Origin of the sequence: Archangium primigenium (assembly GCF_016904885.1) — a bacterium.
GTDB lineage: Bacteria > Myxococcota > Myxococcia > Myxococcales > Myxococcaceae > Cystobacter > Cystobacter primigenius.
Window position 1 is genome coordinate 8,833,635 of the sequence record NZ_JADWYI010000001.1, and the last position, 16,581, is coordinate 8,850,215.

The 16,581-nt window shown below is 72.6% G+C and carries 16 protein-coding genes; 4 read left to right on the forward strand and 12 right to left on the reverse strand.

Features of this window, described 5'->3' with window-relative positions:
* Window positions 1-23: 23 nt before the first annotated feature.
* A complete protein-coding gene (locus tag I3V78_RS36250; RefSeq protein ID WP_204495190.1) occupies window positions 24-941 on the reverse strand; it encodes a tetratricopeptide repeat protein in 918 nt (305 codons plus the stop codon).
* A 25-nt stretch (window positions 942-966) separates the two neighbouring features.
* Complete coding sequence (locus tag I3V78_RS36255; protein ID WP_204495192.1) at window positions 967-2,613, reverse strand: serine/threonine-protein kinase; 1,647 nt, start codon at window positions 2,611-2,613, stop codon at window positions 967-969.
* 246 nt (window positions 2,614-2,859) lie between these two features.
* On the opposite strand from I3V78_RS36255, the gene dtd reads away from it, so the two are divergent.
* On the forward strand, window positions 2,860-3,321 hold the full coding sequence (gene dtd / locus I3V78_RS36260; RefSeq protein WP_204495194.1) for a D-aminoacyl-tRNA deacylase: 462 nt from the start codon (window positions 2,860-2,862) through the stop codon (window positions 3,319-3,321).
* Here dtd and I3V78_RS36265 read toward each other — a convergent pair.
* Together I3V78_RS36265 and I3V78_RS36270 are read right to left on the reverse strand one after the other, a co-directional pair.
* Entirely contained in the window at window positions 3,275-4,144 is an 870-nt protein-coding gene (locus I3V78_RS36265; RefSeq protein ID WP_204495196.1) for a hypothetical protein, read from the reverse strand. The two genes, dtd and I3V78_RS36265, sit on opposite strands and share 47 nt — an antisense overlap.
* 21 nt (window positions 4,145-4,165) lie before the next feature.
* A complete protein-coding gene (locus I3V78_RS36270; RefSeq protein ID WP_204495198.1) occupies window positions 4,166-4,627 on the reverse strand; it encodes a PTS sugar transporter subunit IIA in 462 nt (153 codons plus the stop codon).
* A 340-nt stretch (window positions 4,628-4,967) separates the two neighbouring features.
* Between I3V78_RS36270 and nagZ the strand changes: the two genes are divergently transcribed.
* The gene (gene nagZ / locus I3V78_RS36275) at window positions 4,968-6,545 is read left to right on the forward strand and encodes a beta-N-acetylhexosaminidase (protein WP_204495200.1); all 1,578 of its coding nucleotides are present in this window, start codon (window positions 4,968-4,970) and stop codon (window positions 6,543-6,545) included.
* A 21-nt stretch (window positions 6,546-6,566) separates the two neighbouring features.
* Here the strand turns inward: nagZ and hpf are convergent, their stop codons facing one another.
* The 8 genes from hpf to I3V78_RS36315 all read right to left on the reverse strand — a co-directional run bounded on the left by hpf (window position 6,567) and on the right by I3V78_RS36315 (window position 14,074).
* Window positions 6,567-7,211, reverse strand: a complete 645-nt coding sequence (hpf, locus tag I3V78_RS36280) for a ribosome hibernation-promoting factor, HPF/YfiA family (protein ID WP_204495202.1) — start codon at window positions 7,209-7,211, stop codon at window positions 6,567-6,569.
* Between the two features lie 232 nt (window positions 7,212-7,443).
* Complete coding sequence (locus I3V78_RS36285; protein ID WP_204495204.1) at window positions 7,444-8,970, reverse strand: ATP-binding protein; 1,527 nt, start codon at window positions 8,968-8,970, stop codon at window positions 7,444-7,446.
* A gap of 72 nt (window positions 8,971-9,042) precedes the next feature.
* A complete protein-coding gene (locus I3V78_RS36290) occupies window positions 9,043-10,254 on the reverse strand; it encodes a glycosyltransferase (protein WP_204495206.1) in 1,212 nt (403 codons plus the stop codon).
* Between the two features lie 65 nt (window positions 10,255-10,319).
* Window positions 10,320-10,589 (reverse strand): GlsB/YeaQ/YmgE family stress response membrane protein, encoded by a 270-nt coding sequence (locus I3V78_RS36295; protein WP_204495208.1) that lies wholly within the window; start codon window positions 10,587-10,589, stop codon window positions 10,320-10,322.
* 86 nt (window positions 10,590-10,675) lie between these two features.
* Window positions 10,676-11,383, reverse strand: a complete 708-nt coding sequence (rpiA, locus tag I3V78_RS36300) for a ribose-5-phosphate isomerase RpiA (RefSeq protein ID WP_204495210.1) — start codon at window positions 11,381-11,383, stop codon at window positions 10,676-10,678.
* A 269-nt stretch (window positions 11,384-11,652) separates the two neighbouring features.
* Window positions 11,653-12,528 carry an SDR family oxidoreductase gene (locus tag I3V78_RS36305; protein ID WP_204495212.1) on the reverse strand — a complete coding sequence of 292 codons (876 nt, stop codon included), beginning with the start codon at window positions 12,526-12,528 and terminating at the stop codon, window positions 11,653-11,655.
* Between the two features lie 102 nt (window positions 12,529-12,630).
* Window positions 12,631-13,407 (reverse strand): hypothetical protein, encoded by a 777-nt coding sequence (locus tag I3V78_RS36310; protein WP_204495214.1) that lies wholly within the window; start codon window positions 13,405-13,407, stop codon window positions 12,631-12,633.
* Between the two features lie 13 nt (window positions 13,408-13,420).
* Window positions 13,421-14,074, reverse strand: coding sequence for a GNAT family N-acetyltransferase (locus tag I3V78_RS36315; RefSeq protein WP_204495216.1), 654 nt, complete (start codon window positions 14,072-14,074; stop codon window positions 13,421-13,423).
* A gap of 32 nt (window positions 14,075-14,106) precedes the next feature.
* Here I3V78_RS36315 and I3V78_RS36320 point away from each other — a divergent pair, with 32 nt between their 5' ends.
* Together I3V78_RS36320 and sitA5 are read left to right on the forward strand one after the other, a co-directional pair.
* Complete coding sequence (locus tag I3V78_RS36320; RefSeq protein WP_204495218.1) at window positions 14,107-14,979, forward strand: L,D-transpeptidase family protein; 873 nt, start codon at window positions 14,107-14,109, stop codon at window positions 14,977-14,979.
* A gap of 1 nt (window position 14,980) precedes the next feature.
* Window positions 14,981-16,573 carry a SitA5 family polymorphic toxin gene (gene sitA5 / locus I3V78_RS36325; RefSeq protein WP_239576917.1) on the forward strand — a complete coding sequence of 531 codons (1,593 nt, stop codon included), beginning with the start codon at window positions 14,981-14,983 and terminating at the stop codon, window positions 16,571-16,573.
* Window positions 16,574-16,581 lie beyond the last annotated feature (8 nt).

Consider the following 16,581-nt stretch of genomic DNA (forward strand, 5'->3'; position numbering starts at 1 on the left):
TTCCTCAGGGCGATGACGCCCGCCTAGAACAGGTTGAAGCCCACACCCACCGAGGCCGTCAGCGCGAGCTTCCGGTAGTTGGCGCCCTCGGCGATCCGGAACCGCTCGGCGCCGACATCCGCCAACACCGTGAACCGGCGCCCGGGCGTGAGCCGCAGGCCCACCACCCCGCCGCCACCCACGCCCACGCTCCGCACGCCCGTGCCGCGCAGGGCCACGCGCGGCTGGAGCATGCCCCGGCCGAAGGCATAGCCCAGCTCCACGCTCACGCCCCACCGCGCCTGGGGCCCTGGCAACAGCCGCGCGCCCGCCTCCAGCCCACCCCACCCCACCGAGGCGCCCACGCCCAGTCCCACGGACAGCCGGCGCTCGCCGACGCCCGACACCAGTCCGCCCAGGTCACTGAAGCCCACCAGCTCCGGACGCACGCGAAAGGACGACGGGGCCTCGGCCGGCACGGACGGCGCGGACGGTGCGGGAACCGGACGCGCCTGGGCCTGCTCCGCCAGCAACCGCTGCCGCTCGGCCTCGCGCGCCTGGGCCTGCTCCGCCACCAGCCGCCGCTGCTCGGCCTCTTCCCGCCGTGCCTCTTCCCGCAGCCGCTCGGTCTCCACGCTCTGGCGCGCCAGCTCCGCCAGCGCCACGAAGTCCGGCGGGAAGCGCGCCGAGTCCACCTGCTGCGCGGGGTGCCGCCGCGCCAGCTCCTCGAGCTGCTCGCGCGCGTCGTCCATCTGGCCGCGCGCGTAGAGCGAGGCGGCCAGGTAGGTGCGGGCCCGGGCGCGCTCCTTGTCCGAGAGCGCGGGGTTCTCCACCTCCTGCCGCAAGGCGGAGATGGCCTTTTCATAATCACCACGCGCGTAGGAATCGATTCCCCGCACGGGCGCGGCCCAGGTGACGAGGGGCACGCACAGCAGGACGCAACAGAGCAGACGCAAGGTCATGGAGAGGTGACTCCGGACGGAACCGCTAGCCCTCGTCCGGGCAGATGACGTTGTAGGTGGTCTTGGACCCCGACTGGATGGTGACCACCTTCCGGGGGTTGGAGATGTTCTTGTTCTCGCGCAGCTCGATGCGGTGCTTGCCGGGCGCGAGCGGCAGCATCTTGAGCTCCGGCATGCGCCCGCGCAGTCGGCCATCCACGTAGATCTGGGCCCAGCACAACGAGACGAACTGGAGGGTGCCGTTCGCGCCGACCCGGGGCGCGCTCTCCGGCGCGGGCTCGGGCTCGGGCTCGGGCTCGGGTACCGGCGCGGGTTCGGGCACGGGCTCGGGCGGCGCCACCACCGCCTCCACCGTGGGAACCACGGGGGGAGCCACCGGCGCGGGAGGAGGTGGCGGCGACGAGGACTTGAACAGGACGACCCCCACGCCCAACGCCACGGACAGCACACTCACCCCGACGGCCACGAGCGCCGGAGCGCGTCGGCGCGGCACGGTGGCCATCACGTCGGTGCGCGCGTCGGCGCCCGGCGCCCCGCTCGCGAGCAGTCCCTCCTGAGAGGGAGAGCGGAGCGTCGGGCCCACGGCGGTCGAGGGGGCCGCGGAGCTCCGGGTCTCGCCGCTCAGGGAGGACACCCGGCCCGAGCGCCGGGGGCTCGGCGAAGCGCCACTGGACGGCCCACGCGGCGTCTCGGAAGCGGCCAGCACTCCCTCGGACTCCCACTTCCGGGACAGCTCCGTCAGCGCGTCCGCCACCTCGACGCCGGAGGCCGGCCGGTTCGCGGGCTCCTTGGCCAGCAGGCTCAGCACCAGGGCGTCGAGTTCCTGGGGCAGTCCCTCGACGACCGACGAGGGCGGCGGCGGCTTGGCGTGCACCTGCTGCACGGCGATGTGCATGGGCGACTCGCCCTGGAAGGGCAGCCGTCCGGTGAGCATCTCGAACAGGATGATGCCCGCGGCGTACAGGTCCGTCCGGGGACTCACCGGCTGTCCACAGGCCTGCTCCGGCGCCATGTACTCGGGCGTGCCGAGGATGATGCTCGCGCGCGTCTGGGGCGTGGCCCCGTTGGGCGTCGCGGCCTGCTTGGCGAGCCCGAAGTCCAGCACCTTCACGTACTCCGAGCCGTTCGACTCGCGCACGATGAAGATGTTGCCGGGCTTGAGGTCGCGGTGGATGACCCCCTTGGCGTGCGCGGCCGAGAGCGCGGCGAGCACCTCGCAGATGAGCCACAGGGACTGGATGAGGGGCAGCGGGGCGCGGTCCCGGAGGATCTCGTCGAGCGGTCGGCCCTCGAGGAACTCCATGATGAGGTACTCGCCCACCCCCGGAAGGGTGCCGAAGCCGAAGATGTCGATGATGCCGCGGTGGCGGATGGCGCTCACCGCGCGGGCCTCGGACGCGAGGTCGCGCGCGCGCACTTCCTCCGAGGTGTCCTGACGGATGATCTTGATGGCCACCTTGCGGCCGATGACCGGGTGCTCGCCCTCGTAGACGACGCCCATCCCTCCGCTGCCGATGCGCCGGCGCACCAGGTACTCGCCGATGCGCTGGCCCACCAGGGGATCCCGTCGAACGGTGCGCTCATCCCACGGGGGCTCTCCGCCGCCGGTCTCGGGAGAAAGCCCCATGCGCCCGGAATGCAGCTTCGTCTTGTCGTCGAAATCAGAATCCATGTGGATGGATACGGCTCCTGAACACGGGCCCACGTCCCTCACCGCCTGGGAGCACCCCCCGTGGGACACGAACACCGAAACGCATGTCGCGTCCGTTCACTTTACGGCAATCCCCCGGGCGAGTCATCCGCCCCGCCCGCACACATCCGTCCCGGGTGCAGCCGGGCGGCGGCGCGGCGCCGAGGCCTCCGGGGTAGGCTCGCGCGCGGGCGCCCCGGGAGGGCGCGGGTCCGGGAGGGACACACGATGAAGGCGGTGGTGCAACGGGTGCGCGAGGCGTCCGTCACGGTAGCGGGCGAGCGGGTGAGCCAGATGGGACCAGGGCTCCTGGTGCTGCTCGGCGTGGGCCAGGGGGATGGCGAGGCGGATGTGGCGTGGATGGCGGAGAAGCTCGCTACGCTGCGCGTCTTCGAGGACGCCGCGGGCAAGATGAACCTGTCCCTGGAGGACACCTCGCGCCAGCTCATCGTGGTGAGCCAGTTCACCCTCTACGGGGACACGCGCAAGGGGCGCCGGCCCAGCTTCATCGAGGCGATGGAGCCGGTGGCCGCCAAGGCCCTCTACGAGCGCGTGTGCGAGGCGCTGCGCGCCCGGGGCCTCACGGTGGGCACGGGCATCTTCGCCGCCGACATGAAGGTGGCGCTCGTCAACGACGGCCCCGTCACCCTGCTGGTGGAGAGCCCTCCGAAGGCGGCACCTGCGCGTTGAGCGCCGGCGTCATGCGCGCCATCAGGCCCGCCTCCTCGCGCACGGCGTCGCGCAGGAGCGCCGCCATCCAACCAATGCGGTGCACCCACGAGAAGCCCCGCGGGCCCACCAGGGCCTCGGGCAGGGCGGGCGCCTCGGCCGTGCGACCCAGGAAGTAATCGCGCACCGCGTCGAGCTCGGGCGGCTGGGCGGGCGAGAGCCGCTCGCGCTCGCGCTCCAGCAGGCGCAGGAGCTTGGACTCCAGCTCCGCGTGCCACCGGGACACGGTGGCCGCGGGCCGCCAGGCCCAGTCGGCGAAGGCGTACTGCTCGCGCGGCACATAGCCGCCATGCCCCATGGGCGAGAAGACGCGATCCGGCGGGAAGGCGGGGAAGGGCTCCCACTGGCCGCCGATCAGCGACGCGAGCCCCAGGTCCGCCACCGGGTGGCGCCGGAAGCCCTCGCGCCGGCCGTGCGCGGCGCGCGCGTGGGCATAGGGGTAGGTCGGATCCTCCAGCATGAGCGCCAGGTGCAGGGCCTCGTCCCAGTCCCCCACGTAGCCCGGGCGCTCGCCCACCACGCGCCAGCCCGAGGCCTCCTGCGCCCAGTGCTGGCCGGTGAGCCGCTCCATCAACGCCGTCCACGGCGCGTGCTCCATGCCGCCCAGTCCGCCGCCGATGTGCGAGGACAACAGCCGCTCGCCCAGCGCGCGTGACGTCTCGTCCACCAGCTGCCCCAACAAGGAGCGCAGCGCCTTGGCCGAGTCGCTCATGCACAGCGACAAGAAGGGCAACACCTGCTCATGAAAGAAACGGTCGTTGACCGGGCGAAGGACCAGTTGCATCCAGGCGAGCCTACCACGGCCTCAGGGCCGGGAGTCTTCCTGCACGATCAGGGCGTGGATGTCCTCGAGCGACGAGGCCTCGAGGATGGAGGCGCGGAAGCGTGGATTTTTGAAGAGCCGCGAGATGCGCGCCAGGGCCTTGAGGTGCACGCCGGCGCTGTTCTCCGGGGCGACCAGGGCGAAGAAGAGGTGGGTGGGCTTGCCGTCGATGGCCTCGAAGTCCACGCCCGGACGGGACACGCCGAAGGCGGCCACGAGTTGGGTGAGCCCGGGCAGCTTGCCGTGGGGAATGGCCACGCCCTCGCCGATGCCCGTGGAGCCGAGCTTCTCGCGCTCGCGCAACACCTCCACCAGACGGTCTCCCTTCAGGGAGGGATGGGCCCGCACCAGGGCCTCGCTCAATTCGCGCAGGATCCCCTGCTTGTCACGGGCCCGCAGGTCCGCGACGACGGCTTGTGGGCTGAGGAACTCGGAGATTCGCAAAGCTGGCGCTCCCGCGGTGGCGCTGCCTGCGCGCAATTACTCCTCGCTCCGCGTTCGCGCAAGGGCGGCCTGCCCATCGTGTCCTCCTTCGGGCGACTTATCCGCCGCGGGCCAGAAATGGAGGGGGGGGAAGGGCTCGTCTAGTCTGCGCGTCAACGTGTCCCACCGGCTCGCGCGCACCCTCCTGTCCTCCCTGCTGCTGGGCCTCGGCGCCTGTCGCTCCGCCCCGGGACCCGTCCCCCCCGCCTCCCCGCCTCCCGAGCGCCCACCGGCCGCGGCCCCGGCGCCCGGCCCCGCCCCTGCCCCCGCCGCCTCCCGGGTGGAGGCGCTCTTGGGCGCCATGTCGCTCGAGGACAAGGTGGGCCAGGTGATGATGGTGGGCTTTGGCGGCACCGAGGTGGACGACACCATGGCGCACCTGGTGCGCGAGCGGCGCGTGGGGGGCGTGTGCCTGTTCAAGCGCAACATCGCGGATGGCGAGCAGGTGGCGCGGCTCAACGCGGGCCTGCGCGCGCTGTCCGCGGGGGGCGTGCCGCCCTTCCTCACCCTGGATCAGGAAGGGGGCAGTGTCGTGCGGGTGCGCGACGGCGTGGTGGTGCTGCCGGGGAACATGGCGCTCGGGGCCACGCGCTCGGCCGAGCTCGCCTACGCGGCGGGTCTCGCGCAGGGGCAGGACCTCATGCGTCTGGGCTTCAACATGAACCTGGCGCCCGTGCTGGACGTGAACCTCAACCCGCGCAACCCCGTCATCGGCAGCCGCTCCTACGGGGACTCGGTGGCGCTGGTGTCGGAGCTGGGGCGGGCCTTCGTGCGGGGCCAGCAGGAGGCGGGGCTCGTCACGGTGGCCAAGCACTTCCCGGGCCATGGGGACACGGACACGGACAGCCACACGGCGCTGCCCATCCTGCACACGCCGCGCGAGGAGGTGCTCGCCCAGATGGAGCCCTTCCGGGACGTCATGCGCGAGGGGTTGGACGGGCTGATGACGGCGCACGTGGCGCTGCCGGGCCTCACCGGGGACGACGTGCCCGCCACGCTCCACCCCCAACTGCTCCAGGGGCTCTTGCGCGAGCGGTTCGGCTTCACGGGGCTGGTGCTCACCGACGAGTTGGAGATGGACGCCATCGCCCGGCGCTATGGCGTGGGCCAGGCGGCGGTGCTCGCGCTCGGGGCGGGGGCGGACATGGTGCTGGTGCCCTGGCGGGCGGAGAAGAAGGCGGAGGTCTACGGGGCGCTGCGCGCGGCGGTGCTCTCGGGGGAGCTGCCGCGGGCCCGGCTGGACGAGGCGGTGCGCCACATCCTCGCCGTCAAGGAGCGCCGGGGCCTGTTCTCACCGCCGGCCGCGCTCGAGGAGCGGCTGGCCACGCCCCCGTCCGCCGAGAACGAGGAGGTGGCCCACCGCATCGCCCGCGCCGCCGTCACGCTGCTGCGCGCCCAGGGAGAGCACCTGCCGCTCACGCCCCATGCGCGCGTGGGGGTCATCACCCCCGAGGCCTCGCTCGGCACGGCCATCACCGCGCGAGCGCCCAGGGCCCGGGTGCTCGCGGTGCCCACCTGGCCCGAGCGCGCCCAGCGGGCGCGGCTGCGTCAGCGCGCGCGCCAGCTCGCGCTCGGCTCGGACGTGGTGGTGGTGGGGCTCATCAACGCGTACCAGCTGGAGCTCGTCACCCTGGCGGCCTCCACCGGACGCCCCGTGGTGGTGGTGTCCATGGGCCTGCCCTACCTCGCCGAACAGGCGGACGAGGCGCGGGCGGTGCTCGCCGTGTACTCCTACCAACCGTCCGCCACCGAGGCCGCCGCGGCGGCGCTCTTCGGGGAGATTGGGACGCCGGGCCGGCTGCCCGTGGGACTCAGCCGGCTGCACTTCGGGGCGGGCCTGGACGCGCCCCGCCGGGAGCAGGCGCGCGTCCGTCCGTGAGTCCGCGCTCGGCGACTCCGCTCACGGGTTCGGCGGCGAGTGCACGCCGATGAGGCCGAACTGGCCGTCGTCCTTGCGCCGGTACACCACGCAGACCTCGTGCGTGGTGGCGTGCTGGAAGACGTAGAAGTCCTGGTTGAGCAGGTTCATCTGCATCACGGCCTCGTCCACCGGCATGGGCTTCACGGTGATGTCCGAGGTGCGCACGATGCGCGTGGTCGGGGCCGCGGCGGCCTGGGCGGTCGTGCTCGGCGCGGGCGCCGTGGCCGGAGCCGCCTCGGCGCTGTCGAGCCCCAGCTCCTCGGGCAGCTCGAAGACCTTGTGGCGGACCTTGAAGGTGTTCACCAGTTCCTGGCGGTGGTGCACCCGATCCCGCCCGTGGTGGTTCTTGATCTTCTCCTTGTACTTGCGCAGCTGGGACTCGATCTTGTCCATGGCGAGATCGATGGACGCGTACATGTCCGCGCTCTTCTCGCGGCCCCGCAGCACCCACGCGCCCGAGTGGATGGTGATGTCCGCGTGGTGCAGGTGCCGCTCGAGCGACAACACCACGTGCGCATCCCCGGCGCGGTCCAGGTACTTGTTCACCCGCTCGACCTTCTCTTTCGCGTACTCCTTGAGGGCATCGGACGAACCGAACTGGCGAAAGGTGATGTTGAGCTGCATGCGTTGCTGCCTCCTGTTGGGGCGGGAGAAAGAAGCACTGCACCCCGGATCAGAAACCCGCTCCGGCCACGAAAGCAACCCACCCGCGCACGAGGACGGCTGGACGCACACCTCCCAACGGGCAGTGCCACCCGGACTTTCCAGTCCCGCTGCATTCACGGGGGCACAAAGCGGGCGAGCGGGCGGCGGCGCGGGCCCGACCCGGGCCTGATACCGGGCCCGACACCGGGCCCTAGAGGGGCAGCACGACGACGAAGGCCGCGCCGCGGCCCCCGGGTCCCGACTCCACGTGCACGTGGCCCTGATGCCCCGCGACGCACTGGCGCACGATGAAGAGCCCCAGGCCCAGGCCCCCCGCGCGCGCGGCGCCGTGGATCTGCTCGAAGCGCGCGAAGACGCGCTCGCGATCCGCCTCGGGCACGCCCGGCCCCTCGTCCAGGACGGTGAGGCGCGCCCCCTCGGGCACGCGCTCGAGCCGCACCTCCACGGGGCGGCCCCCGCCATGCCGGAAGGCGTTGAAGAGCAGGTTGGCGAGGATCTGCTCGAGGCGCAGCCGGTCGAAGCGCCCCACGAGCCGGGGCTCGAGCGCGGCGCGCAGCTCCACCCCGGCCGTGCGCGCGTCGTCCTCCATGCGCGTGACCACCTCGGACACCAGGGAGGACAGGTCCACCGAGGCGAAGATGAAGTCCAGCTGGCCCTGGCGGATGCGGCTCACGTCCAGCAGGTTGTCGCCCAGGGTGCTCAGCCGCCGCAGCCCGCGCTCGATGGCGTTGAGCCGCACCTGGACGCGCTCGGACAGCAGCGGCGTGTGGAGGTCCTCCTCGCCCAGCCGCCGCAGCATCTGGAACTGGAGGGACAGGCCCGTCAGCGGCGTCTTGAGTTCGTGGCCCGCGAGCGACAGGAAGTCCTCGCGCACCCGCACCGCGTCCTGCAGCGCCAGCTCCGTCTCCTTGAGCTGGGTGATGTCCAGCATGGCGCCGCGCACCACCATGGGCCGACCGTCCGCGTCCCGCATCACCCGCGCGCGGCTGGTGAGCCAGCGCCAGCCGCCCTCCGCGCCCCGCACCCGGTACGTGGAGGTATAGGACTTCACCCCCGTCTCGAAGATGCCCGCCACCTGGGCCTCCACGGCCGGCCGGTCCTCGGGGTGCAGCGCCGCCAGGAACATCTCGTGCGTCCAGGTGGCCTGCGGCTCGGTGTAGCCGTAGAGCTGATCATGCCCCTCGGAGCGGAAGACCTGGCCGGTGGCGAGGTTGGTCTCCCAGACGGCCATCTGCGCGGAGTCCAGCGCCACCTGGAAGCGCTCGCCGAGCAGCCGGAAGCGCTTCTCGGTCTGCTCCACCAGCGCCTGGGCCTCCTCGCGCTGGGTGATGTCCGAGGCGATCACCCACAGCTCGTCGCGCACCGGCACCACGGACACCTCCAGCCAGGTGCGCGGCGGCAGGGCGGCCAGGAAGCGCGCGGGCTTGCGCGCCTCGAGCGCCTCGGCCAGGCGCTCGTGCAGGGTGCGCCCCGCGAGCGCGGGCGCGGCCACCCAGGGCTCCTGGCCCACGAGCCGCTCCGGGTCCACGCCCAGCAGGTTCGCCGCCCGCACGTTGCAGCGCAGCACCCGCCCCCGCTCGTCCAGGGACAGGAAGGCCTCGGCCATGTGCTCGAGCAACAGCGTGAGCCGCTCGTCCGCCGTGAACGGCGAGCCGGAAGACTCAGAAGCAGGCGCCTGGTGGGAACCGGGCGCGCGCGAAACGAAAGGCGCGCTCACCGGTGCTAAGGTCGCTGGCACCGCCCCCGCCGTCAAGGTCCCTGTGAGGGGAGGGCCCGCCGCCTGGAGGATTCAGCGAGCGGGCGTCCCGGGCGCCGACGTCCCGCCCGCCACGAGTTGTTCCAATAGCCACACCCCGCGTTCGATTCCGGGCAATTCGTGGGCTTCGCGAGCGTAGCGCCAGGCGGACTCCCGGTACGACGGGACCGCGAGCACCTCGCGGACCGCGTCGCGGACGGCCTCGGGCCGCAGGGCGAGCACATCCAGCACCCGCGCGGCTCCCAGCGCCTCGCAGCACCGGGCGTTGAGGGGCTGATCCGCGAGGATGGGCAGGAGCACCAGGGGCAGCCCATGGCTCAGCGCCGACGTGGCGCTGTTGTAGCCCGCGTGCAGGACGGCCACGTCGCAGCGGGGCCACAGCAGGGTCTGCGGAATGTAGCGCGCCACGTGCACGTGCGCGGGCTGGGGTCCGAACCCGGCGGGATCCAAATCCCTCCCCACCGTCATCACCACGTCCACCGGCTCGTCGCGCAGGGCCTCGAGGACGACCCGCAGCGGTCCCCGCAGCTTGTTGACGACGGTGCCCAGCGACGCATAGACCACGGGCCGCCCGTCCTGGCCCAACCGCTCGGCCCACTCCGGCAGCCGCTCGTCGCCGGACTGATCGAAGAGCGCGGGGCGCAGGTAGTGCGTGGTGGCCGTCAGCGGCGCCGCGCCCAGGTAGGACGGGGGCGAGAAGCACAGGTGCAACGAGCGGTAGAGCATCTCCTGCCCGGGATCCGGCGCGAGCCCTGTCTCGGCGCGCAGGGCCTCCAGGCGCGCGGAGAGCCGCTCGGAGCGGAAGTCCTGGGGCGCCAGGGCCCCGACCTGGACGGACGCACAGGGCAGACCCAGGCGCTCGGCGGCCACGCACGCGCCCAGCTCCATCAGGTCGCGCACGAAGACGTCCGGCCGCCACGTCCGCGCGATGCGCACGAGATCCGGCACCATGCGCGCCGCCTGCATGTCCACGAACACGCTCGCCAGGTGCGCGTCATGGGCGTCGGCGCTCTGACGATGCGCCAGCATCGCCTCCATGTGCTCGCGCATGACCTCGGGGTCCATCATCCCCGCCGGGTCGAGGCCCGCCGGAAAGAAGCGAAACCCGCCGCGCTCCACCCCGGCCCGGTAGGACTCCGCCGAGGCGAAGGCCACCTCATGCCCCGCGTCCCGGAGCGCCCTCGCCAGGGGGACCAACGGGTGGATGTGACCATCTCCCGGGCACGACGTGAAGAGCACACGCATGAAAGCACCGTCCGGTGAGGGGGGAAGGGCCGCGACGGCCCCTCACCCCAGCCGCACGGCGGGCCTCAGGTGGCCCGGTACGTCGTTCGATGAATCGCCCTGAGGATCAACAGTAGGACGACCGCGCCGACGAAGGCCACGATGATCGAGGACACGAGGCCCGAGCCCGGAGCGCCCACGCCCAGCGAACGGAAGATCCAGCCGCCCAGGAACGCCCCCACGATGCCCACCACGATGTCGCCCACGATGCCGTAGCCGCCCCCCACCACCGCGGAAGCGAGCCACCCGGCGATGAGACCGATGAACAGCCAGAGCACCAACGTTTCCAGACCCATGTGCACGACCCCCTCTTGTTTGACTGTCCCAAGAGGTAAGCATCGGCCCGTCCGTGGGGAGGGGCGACCAGGCGAGGGAGCCCCCCTCAACCGGGCCGGCGCACCTCCACCCCGCGCGGCCCCGCCACCACCACCTCCGACGCCATGCCCAGGAACAGGCCGTGCTCCACCAGCCCGGCGCGCGCCGCCAGTCGCTCGGCGAGCGCGGCGGGCGCTTCGAGCGGCCCCCACGCGCAGTCGAGCACGAAGTGCCCCTGGTCCGTCAGGAAGGGCGTGCCCTCGGGCCCCTCGCGTCGCGACACCCGGGCGCCCAGGCTCTCCAGGAAGCGCTGCTGCGAGCGCCAGCCAAAGGGCAGCACGTCCACCGGCACCGGCCAGCGCGTGCCCAGCCGCGGCGACAGCTTCGCCTCGTCCACCACGATGATGAAGCGCGTGCTCGCCTGGGCGACGATCTTCTCGCGCAAGAGCGCCCCGCCCCCGCCCTTGATGAGGCCCAGCCGGGGGTCCACCTCGTCCGCGCCGTCGATGGCGAGCTCCAGCACGGGCTGCTCGTCCAGCGTCGTGAGCGGCACCCCGAGCGAGCGCGCCAGCTCCTCGGTGGCGCGCGACGTGGGCACCCCCACCACGTCCGTGAGCCGCCCCTCCGCCAGCCGCCGCGCGAGCGCGCGCACCACGAGCGCCGCCGTGCTCCCCGAGCCCAGCCCCACCCGCATGCCGGACTGGATGGCGTCCACCGCGTGCTCGGCCGCCAGCCGCTTGTACCGCGCGCTGTCACTCTCGCTGTCACTCGCCATGACGGGTTCCCTCGGGCTGGAAAAGAAAATGGGGAGGTGCCGCCCCCCGGCGGCCCCTCCCCACGTACTCCACTTCGTCCCCTGACAGGGCTCTCCCCTCCAACACCCCTCGACGCCTCGGCCCCCCCGCCCTACCCGCCCGACCCCCGCGCCCGCACGACCTCTTCACAGAGCATCCTCCGTGCCAGCGCCGCCAGGGCCCAACCCCTTGAATTCAGGGGAGAAAAGAGGGGACCGGGGAGAGGGCCCCGGCCCGGGGACGGTAAATTCTACGCGAGCAGCTTGCCGCCCGTGACGCCGAGGATTTCCCCGTTCACGTAGCTGGACTCGTCCGAGGCGAGGAAGACGAACGAGGGGGCGAGCTCCGCGGGCTGACCGGCGCGGCCCGTGGGGTTCTCCTCGCCGAACTTCGCCACCTTCTCCGGGGGGAAGGAGGACGGGATGATGGGCGTCCAGATGGGGCCCGGGGCCACGCAGTTGACGCGGATGCCGCGCTCGATGAGCGACTGGCTCAGGCCCTTGGTGAAGGTGACGATGGCGCCCTTGGTGCTCGCGTAGTCGAGGATCTGCGGCGAGGGCTGGTAGGCCTGCACCGAGGCGGTGTTGATGATGGAGCTGCCCGCCTTCATGTGCGGCAGCGCGTAGCGCACCAGGTGGAACATCGCGATGATGTTGGCGCGGAAGGTGCGCTCGATGCGCTCGGCCGTCAGGTCCTCGAAGCGCTCCACCGCCTTGCCCTGGAAGGCCGCGTTGTTGACGAGCACGTCGATGCGGCCAAAGCGCTTCACCGTGTCCTCGACGAGCTGGCGGCACACCGCCTCGTCACACAGGTCACCCCGGAAGGAGACCACCTGGTGGCCCGCCTCCTCCACCACCCGCCGCGTCTCGGCCGCGTCCACGTCCTCGTTGAGGTAGCCGAAGGCCACGTCCGCGCCCTCACGCGCGTAGGCGAGGCACACCGCGCGGCCGATGCCGCTGTCGCCGCCGGTGACGAGCGCCACCCGGCCCTTGAGCCGACCCAGGCCCTTGTAGGACGTGAGGCCGTAGTCCGGCGCCGGCGTCATCTTCGCCTCGATGCCCGGAGCGGCCTGCTCCTGGGGCGGGCGCGGGGTCTGCTGGCCTTCGCGAGGATCCTTCTGAGCCATGGTGCTTCTCCGTAGGAAGAGGTGTGCGTACCCGCCCACGGTGGGGACGCCCTCGTCCATGCACCAACGGAGTCCACGCAGCCGCCCGAGGAGCGGCCGGGCTCAGCGGGCCACGGTGACCACCAACTCCTCCGAGTGCACGACGCCCCCCTCGCATGCCGCCACGCCCGTGCACGCGCTCACGCCCACCGTGGCCGTCCCGTCCAGGCGCAGCACGTACTCGCCATCGGTACTGGCCTCGGGGACAAGGAAGGCGCCCGTGTTGCCCGCCTGGGACACCGGCAGGTTCGTGGTGAGGCCGCCCTCGCGCGGCGTGAGGCTGACCTTGAGCACGTCCACCACGGTGTCGCTCACCGGCTGCCAGGCGTAGCTGTGCCGCTCGCCGCGCCGCAGGGTGTTGCCCGTCATCCCGTCCGCGCGCACGAAGCGCCGCTTGGTCCGGGCCGCCGCCAGCACCACCTCCACCGTGTGCGAGTCGTCGCGCAGGGTGAGGCGCAGGTCCTCGGGGCTCGTGCCGCCCGCCCACTGCGCGGGATCGAAGTCGTAGGTGGCCCGGGGCGACTCGCACGTCGCGCGGCTCCCACTGCCGGACAGGCCGCCGGGCAGGAGCGTCATGGGCTGGCCGTTGAGGCTGGCGCGGACCCCGTCGAGCAGCTGCACGCACCCCTCGCCCGGGGAGAACACCACCGTCACCCGGTAGGCACCCGTCGTGGAGGGCCGCTCCAGCGAGTCCACGTCGGTGAGGGCGAACTGGAGCGTGCGCCCCCGCAGGGCCGAGAGCGACACGGACTCGGCCACGGGCGAGCCACACGCCGGCAAGAGCGCCAGCGCGGCGAGCACTCCCGGGACGACACGACGACTGGAGCGGGCGGAGATCATGGGAGGCCGGACCCTAACGCCCCGTGCGCAGCCGCTCCAGGCGCGCCTTCACCTCGGGCCACTCGGTGTCGAGAATGCTGTAGTAGGCCGAGTCGCGCACCAGGCCGCCGCGGATGAGCAGGTGCTGGCGGAGGATGCCCTCGAAGCGCGCCCCCAGCCGCTCGATGGCCGCGCGCGAGCGCGTGTTGCGCCGGTTGGTCTTGAACTGCACGCGCATCACCCCCAGCGTCTCGAAGGCGTGTGCCAGGAGCAGCGCCTTGCATTCGGTGTTCACCCCCGTGCGCCACGCGCGTCGGCCCAGCCACGTGTGGCCGATCTCCAGCGTGCGGTGCTCGCGCTGGATGTCGAGGTAGCGTGTGGTGCCCAGCACCTCGCCCGTGGCGCGCTCCAGGATGGCGAAGGGGCACTCGGTCCCCCGCTCGGCCGCCGCGAGCGCCTGGGCGATGAAGCCCTCCAGGTCCTCGCGCGTGCCGAGCACGACGTTGTAGTGCTCGAAGACCTCGGGCTCGGCCAGGGCGGTGAGCCCGGCGGCGTGCGCCGGGGTGAGGGGCACCAGCCGGACGGTGTCGCCTTCCAGGCTCACCGGCGGGACGACGAGCGGCGTGGGGTCGCGCCGGGGGATGGGGTCGGCGACGGGATCGGGGCCGGGTTCGGACGGAGCGCTCATGGAGTCAGGCGACGTGTATATGCTCGGGGCCCATGACCCAAGATTCCTCCGCCGCTGCCGCCTCCCCCCCCGCCGCGTCCGCCCTGGGCGCCGGCTCGCCGGAGCCCCTGGGCAACGAGCGCTTCACCCCGGTGCCGGAGCTCTTGCCGGTGCTCGAGGGCAAGGCGACCCTGGGCGCGGGCGCCAAGGGCCCGGCGGTGCGCGCCGTGCAGCAGGCGCTCGTCGACCTGGGCTTCAGCCTGTATGGCGGGGCGGATGGGGCCTTCGGGGCGCAGAGCACCAAGGCGGTGCGCAACTTCCAGATCCACGCCCGCACGGCCTTCCCGCTGGTGCGCGCCGTGGGCACGGTGGACGCCGCCACGCTGCGGGCGCTGGACGCGCTGGCGCCCGCCCCGGGCCAGAAGGGCCAGCGCACGCACCTGCCCGGGCCGCGCTACCAGGGCACGCCCGTGCGCGTGGTGGTGGTGAAGAACGAGCACCGCACCTTCCTCTTCACCCCCGAGGGGCAGCTCCAGGCCGTCTTCGGCAACGCGGTGGGCACGCGCTACACGCAGACGGACTCGGGCCTCAAGAAGGTGACGGGCAAGCTGGACGAGGCGGCGGCCCATGCCCTGGGCCAGAAGCTCTGGGGTGGCCCCGTCTTCGGGCCCCGGCTGGTGGACCTGTCGTGGGCCACGGGCGCGCGCTCCGGCGAGGAGCTGCACGGCACCAACGCGCCCCTGCAACTGGGCGAGGACGTGTCCCATGGCTGCATCCGCCACGACAACACCGCCATCGTCGCCCTCTATGACGCGCTGAGCGTGGGGGACAAGGTGGCCATCGTGGACAGCATCAACGACCCGAACCTGGGGCCCGTGGAGCCCCCCGGCAAGCCGGAGCCGGGCCCCATCGTGGCCTCGCGCTAGCATGACGCACACGGCCAGGAGGAACGCGAGAGGCCCACCGCGCTGGGCCGCGCTCGGCCTCATCGTCCTCTTCCTCCACGCCGCCTGCACGACCCAGGCCCCCGCGCGAGGCCGCGTCGCGAGGAACAACCCCGGGCAGTCCTCGCCAACGACGGCGGCCGAAACCGGCACTCGCGAGTTCGACCCCGTCGTGCTCGTCCTCGCCACCCATCCCCGAGCACGCGCGGACACCCGCGTGGTGGCCCTCACGCAGGCCGAGTACCACCGCGCGGTGCGGGCGCTCGGCGGCCGATGGGCGGTGAAAGGCAGCGCCCAGGCGACGGCCCAGCACCTCCTCCAACTGCCTCCAGAAGAAGAGTGGCTCGCCGAGGTGTCCCGCGGCCAGGTGGTGTCCCTCGTGCCCCTCGACGACACGGGTCCCCTCGTGCCCGAAGCGGAGCACGCCCTGAGAGAGAACTACCTCCGCTGGTGCGAGCCACGCGGCGCGGGCGATTGCCTGGGCCTCTTCTCGGATGGGCCCTACCTCCGCACGGATGACCGGCGCACCCTGGCCTTGGCCCTGGCCTTCGGCACGGTGCTGGACGAGACGCGCGCGGCCCTCGGGCGTGAGCTCGGCCCCCAGGCGATTCTCTCCTCGCTGGTGTGGGCCGCGAGCCTGTACCTGGCCCTCTGGCTGCTGCCAGAGCCGAGCACGAAGGGCGTGGCGGCCGCGCTCTCCGTCGTGCTGCTCGCCTGGCTGGGCCTGGACGCGCTGTGGGGCCTCCTGGACGGGTGGGCGACCCTGGCGCGGCAGGCCCACGAGGCCACGACGTTCGAGGAGCTGCGCGCGGCGGGAGAAGTCCTTGGCCAGAGACTCGGCGAGGACGCGGCCCGGGCGCTCATCCTCGCGGTGGCGACCCTCGGTGGACGAACGCTCGGAGAGGCGGCCACGCACGTGCGCGCGCTGCCGAGGCTCAATCAGGCGCAGGCGCAATGGGCGGCCCAGGGCATGGAGGGCGCGGTGGCCGTGGCGGTGGAGCGGGCCACGGCGGTGGAGGTGGTGGCGGAGGAAGGCCGCGCGCTCGTCGTCCTCACGTCTCCCCAGGCGACGCTCGCCCTCCAGGTCCTGGCGAAGAGTGGAAGCGCGGGAGCCACCGGGGGCCCTTCGGGCACCGTGGCCATCCAGCACCGGGGCGGAAACAAGCAGCTGATCCTCGGCAACGGGGAGCGCTGGCACCTGCCCCGAGGCAAGAGCCTCCACGACATTCCCTCGCGAGACCCCCTGGGCGACGAGTTACAAGCGGCCGTGCGGGAAGAAGCCGCGAGGTGGTCGCGGACGGCACTGTCCCTGGACGAACAACTCGCCATCACCAAGATGCGCACGGCGGGCAAGGAGCACCGGGCGATGCTTCTCGAGCGCCAGGCGCGAGGGCGGTGGGTGGAGAAACAGGTGGCGGACCGCTTTCCGCACCTCACCTGGAACCACCGGGGAGTGGACGTCACGGGGCCTGGAGGCCAGCCCTACCACTACGAAATCCTGTCTGGTACGGAGTCGAACTTCGCCCTGCATGGGCGTCGGATGGAGAGCACCTTCTTCCGCATGCTCTTCTTCTGAGGTCTCGC

What these genes read in the sequence shown, in the direction of transcription:
- I3V78_RS36250 (WP_204495190.1), bottom strand. Translation starts at nt 941, where the DNA reads ATGACCTTGCGTCTGCTCTGTTGCGTCCTGCTGTGCGTGCCCCTCGTC.
- I3V78_RS36255 (WP_204495192.1), bottom strand. Translation starts at nt 2,613, where the DNA reads ATGGATTCTGATTTCGACGACAAGACGAAGCTGCATTCCGGGCGCATG.
- dtd (WP_204495194.1), top strand. Translation starts at nt 2,860, where the DNA reads ATGAAGGCGGTGGTGCAACGGGTGCGCGAGGCGTCCGTCACGGTAGCG.
- I3V78_RS36265 (WP_204495196.1), bottom strand. Translation starts at nt 4,144, where the DNA reads ATGCAACTGGTCCTTCGCCCGGTCAACGACCGTTTCTTTCATGAGCAG.
- nagZ (WP_204495200.1), top strand. Translation starts at nt 4,968, where the DNA reads ATGTCGCTCGAGGACAAGGTGGGCCAGGTGATGATGGTGGGCTTTGGC.
- hpf (WP_204495202.1), bottom strand. Translation starts at nt 7,211, where the DNA reads ATGCAGCTCAACATCACCTTTCGCCAGTTCGGTTCGTCCGATGCCCTC.
- I3V78_RS36290 (WP_204495206.1), bottom strand. Translation starts at nt 10,254, where the DNA reads ATGCGTGTGCTCTTCACGTCGTGCCCGGGAGATGGTCACATCCACCCG.
- I3V78_RS36295 (WP_204495208.1), bottom strand. Translation starts at nt 10,589, where the DNA reads ATGGGTCTGGAAACGTTGGTGCTCTGGCTGTTCATCGGTCTCATCGCC.
- rpiA (WP_204495210.1), bottom strand. Translation starts at nt 11,383, where the DNA reads ATGGCGAGTGACAGCGAGAGTGACAGCGCGCGGTACAAGCGGCTGGCG.
- I3V78_RS36305 (WP_204495212.1), bottom strand. Translation starts at nt 12,528, where the DNA reads ATGGCTCAGAAGGATCCTCGCGAAGGCCAGCAGACCCCGCGCCCGCCC.
- I3V78_RS36310 (WP_204495214.1), bottom strand. Translation starts at nt 13,407, where the DNA reads ATGATCTCCGCCCGCTCCAGTCGTCGTGTCGTCCCGGGAGTGCTCGCC.
- I3V78_RS36315 (WP_204495216.1), bottom strand. Translation starts at nt 14,074, where the DNA reads ATGAGCGCTCCGTCCGAACCCGGCCCCGATCCCGTCGCCGACCCCATC.
- I3V78_RS36320 (WP_204495218.1), top strand. Translation starts at nt 14,107, where the DNA reads ATGACCCAAGATTCCTCCGCCGCTGCCGCCTCCCCCCCCGCCGCGTCC.
- sitA5 (WP_239576917.1), top strand. Translation starts at nt 14,981, where the DNA reads ATGACGCACACGGCCAGGAGGAACGCGAGAGGCCCACCGCGCTGGGCC.